This window comes from Streptosporangium sp. NPDC048047, assembly GCF_040653115.1.
Taxonomy (GTDB): Bacteria; Actinomycetota; Actinomycetes; order Streptosporangiales; family Streptosporangiaceae; genus Streptosporangium.
In genome coordinates this window covers 1-5,080 of record NZ_JBEZNH010000117.1, presented here as the reverse complement: position 1 = coordinate 5,080, position 5,080 = coordinate 1, and the positions used below count along the sequence as shown (strand labels likewise).

4 protein-coding genes are annotated in these 5,080 nt (G+C 65.2%); 3 read left to right on the top strand and 1 reads right to left on the bottom strand.

Annotated elements, in window-relative coordinates; translation table 11 throughout:
* Window positions 1-37: 37 nt before the first annotated feature.
* Entirely contained in the window at window positions 38-253 is a 216-nt protein-coding gene (locus tag AB0D67_RS38880; RefSeq protein WP_362947402.1) for a hypothetical protein, read from the bottom strand.
* A 921-nt stretch (window positions 254-1,174) separates the two neighbouring features.
* Between AB0D67_RS38880 and AB0D67_RS38875 the strand changes: the two genes are divergently transcribed.
* The 3 genes from AB0D67_RS38875 (at window position 1,175) to AB0D67_RS38865 (ending at window position 4,890) form a co-directional block, all read left to right on the top strand.
* Entirely contained in the window at window positions 1,175-2,242 is a 1,068-nt protein-coding gene (locus AB0D67_RS38875) for a DUF4007 family protein (RefSeq protein ID WP_362947399.1), read from the top strand.
* Between the two features lie 265 nt (window positions 2,243-2,507).
* Window positions 2,508-3,554, top strand: a complete 1,047-nt coding sequence (locus AB0D67_RS38870; RefSeq protein ID WP_362947397.1) for a hypothetical protein — start codon at window positions 2,508-2,510, stop codon at window positions 3,552-3,554.
* A 238-nt stretch (window positions 3,555-3,792) separates the two neighbouring features.
* Complete coding sequence (locus AB0D67_RS38865; RefSeq protein ID WP_362947395.1) at window positions 3,793-4,890, top strand: hypothetical protein; 1,098 nt, start codon at window positions 3,793-3,795, stop codon at window positions 4,888-4,890.
* Window positions 4,891-5,080 lie beyond the last annotated feature (190 nt).

Here is a 5,080-nt window from a genome sequence, read left to right as displayed (position 1 = left end):
CCCGGGCGGGGCGTGGGCGGCGGCCGACCGCGGAAGGCTACAGCCGGGGATCGTTGACCAGAGCGAATCCATCGGCATCGTCATCGTCGAGGCGGGTGACAGTGAACTCCCGGCCGGGCAACTCGTTTACCGGCAGCCCGGTCTGCGCTGCGATCCGCTCGGCGGACACCCGCAAAGGCGCGGCCACCGTGTGCCGCGGGGTAAGGAGCTCGGCGACTTCGCCAACGGTGATCAGAACGTGGACGCTGGTCATGGTGTGCTTCTCCTTCTTTCGCTCGAAGGAGAAGCATGATCGTCCGATGACCGTCTAGGTCAGCGACGATAGGGTCCCAGACCTTTGCGCGGCCCTCGACGATTCGAAGGACGCGCTTCGGTCGTCTCGCGGAGCTCCTCCAGCCAGTCGAAGCCTTCCGCTGGCTGTCGCTTCGACCGGCAGGCCACTGATCGCCGACCCGGCGCAACCGTCCTCCCCCAGGCGGTTAAGAGCGCTGTCCAGGCAGGCCACCCCGTCGCCTCATGGCCGGCATGGCACCTGCCGCTGTCCGGGCTGATGCGACAAAACCCCTGCTTCCCCGCCACTCGGCTCCACCGGCATGAGGAGGTCTCAAGGAGGGCTGACAGCCCTGCCTGATCTCCGCAGCCGGGTCCCGGGCCCCTTCGATCGCACCGGATACCGCCTGACCCGCGGACACGCCGAGGCACGGTCGGACGTTCTCTCGCAAATACCTCGCGCCTCCATCCGAGGCTGGCCGACCACACAACCGGCCGGATCCAATACGCGCCCCAGCCCGGGATCGGACCGATCAGCGATCTACGTGATCGCGACGGCCTCCTGATCACCGGCCACGAGATGCCCGCACCATGCCGTGATCGCCAGCTGTCGAGGCGTTGAAGCCCGGCGGCAAAGGCGAAGACCGGCGGATGATCTCCGAAGAGATCGCGGAATGGCACTCCTGTCCGCCGGCCTTCTCTCCAATCCGAAAGGACAGTCACGCTCCCCTTCCGAAGCACCCATGGTACGCCCTGGGCGAAGCACTCTGACGCGCACAGGACTAACACCCCTAAAGCTCATAAAACACGCGAATACTGTCAAAAGGTAAAATTGGGTTGTGTCGGTGGAGGCACCCACCGGCCCAATCCCTCTTCTCCGATCCGAAATCCAAGGACATTCGCGATGTCTCAGCCAGCGCCGCGGCGCACATCCGCACCGCCTTCCCTCAACGGCGAGCAACTCCCGCTCTTCGCCGCTCAGTCCGCCGAGCCGGTCAACCCTGCCCGGCCCGCCCCGCAATCCCTGGCATCCGCCTGCTCACCCACCTGGGGCCGCCACGGCTCCAACCCTCCCCGCTACGGCTGGCTCGGCCAGGCCTATGCCGCACTCGTCGACGACCCCGAGGTCTTCGCCCACGAAGACAACACCGTCCGGCTCTCCGCCGGCAGCAAGAACCGCGTCGCATCCATCCGGTTTTGGATGAGGGCCTTCACCCTCACCTGCGAGACCGATCCCGTGCCCGGCCAGGCCACCAGCGTCGTGCTCACCGAGCGTGCGCACTGGCTGCTGAACCCGGACACCGGCGTCGATCCCTACCTCGAAGATTTCGCCAGTCTCTGGCTGCTGCACTGGTGGCTGCTGTCCTCGCGCCCGTGCCGCGTACCCACCTGGTATGTGGCCTTCAACCACATGCTCGCCGTCTTCTCCAAAGACACCTTGCGTCGGCGTCTCGGCGCGCTGGCGACCCAAGCGGGGTGGAAGACCCCGAGTGCGAAGGTCGTCGGGGAGGACATCTCCTGCCTGGTGCGCATGTACAGCCCCGAGCGCACCTGGGCCGACAGCTCGCCTCACATCGAGGACATCATCGACCGGCCGTTCTCCCCCTTGAGGCTGCTGTCGACCCCCGAGGCCGATCAACTGCGCCTGCACCCCGGTGTCGTGCCTGCCGAAGTGGTCGCCTACGCGTGCCTGGACTACAGCCACACTCTTGCCCCCGCGGCCCGCACGATCTCCGTCGCACGGCTGGGCACCGACATCGGCGGGCCAGGCCGGGCGTTTCGGCTGTACTCCCGGCAACTGACCACCTATCTGCAGCGGGTGGCCGACACCCACGCCGGCATCCGGCTCACCAAATCACTCGGCGAGCCGGTCCTGACGTTCGACGAGCCCGCCATGCCGCTGGGCGGGCACCTACTGGGCGCCCTGTATTCCCGTTCCGGCTATCAGGCGCCACCATTGCCCCCGCGCTGACCTCTTAAGCACCGGCTGGTCGGGGGACACGATTCGAACCGCTGACGAATCCATCCCCCGACCGGCACATCACCGAGGTCTGCGCCGTCGATCCGGCAAAACCGGCCACCGCCCCTCTGCTATACGCGGCCCAAGCCACACCTGCCCGTTTCCCGAACCACCCCGCCGGACCGCACCCTTCTGCGGGAAAACATCGAACCACAGAAGGAGAAAACATAAAAAATGCTTTATTTTCAGAGAAGGAATTGGCGATATCCTATTAAGGATGACCGGGATGGCACTTCGGTCATCGCCACTTCCAATCCTGAAAAGAAATCAGAACATGAAACCCGTTCCCCTCCTGCCGTCCAGAAAACAACTGGAACGGCTGCGCGGCACCGCCAGCACCCGGCCTCTCGTTCTCGGCTCGCTCGGCGCCGGAGTCCAATCCAGCACCCTGCTCGTCATGTCGGCGCTCGGCCTCGCTCCCCGAGAGATACCGAGATACGACGCGGTGATATTCGCCGACACACAATTTGAGCCGCAAGCCGTCTATGCCCATCTCGCCATCCTCGAAGAGATCGCCCGATCTGCAGACATCCCCCTGATCAAGGTGACCGCGGGAAACATTCGCCATGATGCGCTCAAACCATCTGGCCACTACGCCGCCATGCCGCTCCATATCCTGGGCGAGGGCGGCACCCGCGGAATGATCAAGCGGCAATGCACCAAGGAATACAAGATCAAACCGATCAAACGTGTGGTCCGAGCGGCGCTCGGGGCGCCCATCAGCGATGACGGCAGCGTGGGGAGAGTCCCCGCTGGCCGCTACGCCTACCAGGACATCGGCTTTTCAGCCGATGAGACGCGACGCGTCAAGGACGACGAAGCGCCCGGCCCCCACAGTGAACTCACCTACCCGCTGATCCAACTCAAGATGACGCGGGAAGATTGCGTGAACCTCCTTTCCGAATACGGCCTGGAGAACACCCCGAAATCGGCCTGCCTGGCATGCCCGTTCTCAGGAAACTCCCGCTGGAGAGCGATGCGCGACACACAACCCGACGACTGGGCGGCCGCAGTCGAGTTCGACGAGAAAATCCGCCACGGGCATCCCGCCGCAGGAACCCCACTGAGGGGCCAAGCGTTCGTCCATCGATCCCGAGTGCCTTTGGATCAGGCGAATATCGACCGAATCACCCCAAATGAATGGCGCGGCCGGCAAAGCGCGATCAGTCTCGCCGATTACGAGGAAGACCCGCCCGGCTGCTCCCCCTACGGCTGCCGTCGAACCGAAATCCCCCAGGAAGCTTCCATAGAAGCCGGAGCCTGACGAAGAAAGAGGGCGACTCGGCTCCCGGGTCGCCCTCTCCCTTCACGATTTCCCCGGTACCCGCAACCTGCCCTCGCCGTCAACAACTCCCGAAAACCCCTCGTCTCGTGATGAAAAATTTCCCAGAGCGCCCCCCGCAGACGCGCCCCCCGCACATCAACGAATTATGATTCAATGAACATGTCGGCCTTTATGGCACAAAGACCGGCGCTTCATTCACCGATCCGACAGGAAACCAATGAAACCCACCCATGAAATTCACGGACAGTTCCTCTTTCTTCCTCCCAAGGAAGTGCAATCCGGAGACATCCTCATGGAAGGGGGCCTTTTCGGCCCCGTGGCCACCGACCCGCGCCCGCACGATGACGGCAATGTCGTGCTCACGATCGACGGCCGAGCGCCCGTCCCGGTATCGGGCACCAACAAAGTCCGGCTCTTCCGGCCGGACGACCCGGCCGCCGACACCTACGCACCAGGAAAGAGGCACGATGCCATCGGCCCTCTGTTCGATGACCTCCGCTACGCAGCCCGCACCACCTGGCACCACCTGGACGAGCGAGGGCGCCCGGTCGGGTGGGACCTGCCCGGGGTCTTCCAGCGCCTCCCCTACGGCGAATTGACGAACGGGGACATCGTCCTGGAGCCGGACGCGTACGGCCTGATCGTCCCAGGGGTGCAGGGTTCCCGGCTGATGAGCATCAGCGATACCGCGCAAAGGGAACCGGACGCAGATACGCCGGTCCGCTTTTTCCGGCCCGCCGATCCCATGCACGCCGCCGCATGCATGGACCCCGAAAGCTCACCCGGCGGCTACGGTCCGCCGTGCTGGGAGAGCCACTCCACCGACTTTTGCCTGTCATCGCAAGACCTGCTCGACATCGCCTGCCAGTTGTGGCCCGGACTGGAGGAGGAACACGAGCGAGCCTACGAGCAGAGCGTCGCCCTGGCACGGCAGCGCGACGCGGCGTTCGCGGCGGACATGCGAGCAAGCGCCGCTCGCTTGGAGACGGCCATGAAGGCCATCAACGACCTCGATGCCACCATCAGCACACGTGACCAGCAGGTGGAGGTGACCTGGCCGGACGGATCGATCTACTCCATCGACAGCGCCCTGTGCCCGGCCGATGATCACGACGTTCCCCACAGCGGCTCACCCGCCGTCATGCACATCAGCCGCCAACATCCCGAGGGCAAGAGCACCATTGTCAGCAGCATCGCCGCAGTCCCGTTCCCGCCTCAGTACGCGCACGACGCCCGGACCCACGCTGAATTCGCCCTAGCGGCCATCAGCCGGGACCAGCACCTGCTGACCAGGCGCGCGCCCCGCCAAGCGTAGGCACCGCCCATCGGCGCCGCCGGTCTTCCTTCTTTGCCGAGCCAGCAGACCAGCGGCGCCGATGCGCGCCAACCACCCCATCGAGGAAGCCACTCCCGCCGGTCCACCCCGTACCACGCGTGCGCCGCCCCGTCCCCCCCGTCACAATGGTCAGATGCAGGTCGATCTCACCCAGGCGCGCCGCATCGCC

Coding starts and splice junctions, on each gene's coding strand:
- AB0D67_RS38880 (WP_362947402.1), bottom strand. CDS start 253: ATGACCAGCGTCCACGTTCTGATCACCGTTGGCGAAGTCGCCGAGCTC.
- AB0D67_RS38875 (WP_362947399.1), top strand. CDS start 1,175: ATGTCTCAGCCAGCGCCGCGGCGCACATCCGCACCGCCTTCCCTCAAC.
- AB0D67_RS38870 (WP_362947397.1), top strand. CDS start 2,508: ATGACCGGGATGGCACTTCGGTCATCGCCACTTCCAATCCTGAAAAGA.
- AB0D67_RS38865 (WP_362947395.1), top strand. CDS start 3,793: ATGAAACCCACCCATGAAATTCACGGACAGTTCCTCTTTCTTCCTCCC.